At 62.8% G+C, this 1004-nt stretch carries 1 pseudogene; it reads left to right on the forward strand.

The annotated features are described in order from the left end of the window. Positions 1 to 621 (forward strand): annotated as a pseudogene (locus tag EU800_RS26060) (hypothetical protein); the annotation flags it as partial. Between the last annotated feature and the right edge of the window lie 383 nt (positions 622 to 1004).

Genomic DNA, 1004 nt, shown 5'->3' on the forward strand with positions numbered 1-1004 from the left:
AGGCTCGAAACCATGATCGCAACCGCCATTGCCGACCACCTGGCAAAGGCGGCAGCCGAGCACCGGCTCCTGGCTCTGCCAGATCTGACGACGAGCATGGGTCTCCAGGACGCGGCGAGAACGCTGGCGAAGGCCATTCGCAAATCCGAACCCGGCCTTCTCGGCCGCATTCTCGTGGAGGGAACCATCGCGCCGCGACAGATGACGCTCAGGTTGAACCCGGCAACGCTTGCCCGGTCGCTCGAGGTTCAGCCGGATGATCTGGCATTCGGTCTGATCGACATCTCGGTACCCGTCAGCCTGCGTCGCCGGGGCGTCGAGGCAAGGCTGGTGATCGGCGAGTCGGCGCCGCAACCTGACCCAATCTTGCTGAAAGCGCTTCTCGAGGCCCATCAATGGGCCGAGGCCTTGCGAGACGGCGTGCCTCTCAACAGGGTTGCCCGTGATGCGGGCCACCACGACGCCTTGATCCGCACCCGCGGTCAGCTCGCTTTCCTCGCCCCCAAGATCCAGCACGCCATCCGCGATGGAACCCTGCCGCCGGAACTCACCCTGAAGCGAATCTTACGTCATCCGATCCCGCTCGACTGGGACGACCAGGCGCGGATGTTCGGGATCTGACCGCCGACGCGGGCACGCGCTGCGCGTACCGCCGGCGCGCGGTCCGCTCGCTCGCAACCGTCCGCCCTGTTTCCCTGCAGATTCCCTGCTCCTGCCACCAGGGAATTGCCGCTCAAGCCATTGACCTGACTGGTTTTCCGGGACCCAAAAGGGCTCCGAAACCGTGATTCCGAAGAAAATTCCCTGCAAATTCCCTGCTGGCAGGGAATATTCTGGCAAAACCGAACCCCCTGATGCGGCCGACAGAGACGCAAGCCGCAAACGCCACCCACGGCGTCTCCGGATACCGTCTCTGCAGGTGCGATAGCACGACAAACCACGGATTTCGCGGCACGAAATTCGTGGTTTTTCTATTTAATATCAATAGCTTGACTGGGTGGCGG

Origin of the sequence: Tropicimonas sp. IMCC6043, assembly GCF_004146235.1 — a bacterium.
Taxonomy (GTDB): Bacteria; Pseudomonadota; Alphaproteobacteria; order Rhodobacterales; family Rhodobacteraceae; genus Tropicimonas.